The following is a 270-nucleotide window of genomic DNA, read 5'->3' on the forward strand; positions in this document are numbered from 1 at the left end:
CTGGAGAACCGGATGGTGGGCATTGATAAATATCCTTAGTTCCATTCTTATGGACGGTGAAATTTATAGGAACTTTTTGTTTTTGATTATCAGGAACATCTGGGTCATCCGTAGTATAACGAACAGTGCCAATAATATAATTAGAATCGTTTTGAGAGATTTCCGCTTGAGGGTTTGAATAAAGAGTTCCAGCATAACCGCCAGTTACCGAAACATAGGTGTCAGAATAACAAACCGAATAATCTGTTCCAGATTGGTAAGTTGTTATAT

1 protein-coding gene is annotated in these 270 nt (G+C 37.4%); it reads right to left on the minus strand.

The features are described 5' to 3' along the window. On the minus strand, positions 1-270 hold a 270-nt coding region (locus tag R0K30_RS22050), incomplete at both ends, for a hypothetical protein (protein ID WP_410612985.1).

It is taken from the genome of Bacillus sp. SIMBA_154 (genome assembly GCF_046536015.1).
GTDB classification, from domain to species: domain Bacteria; phylum Bacillota; class Bacilli; order Bacillales; family Bacillaceae; genus Bacillus; species Bacillus pumilus_P.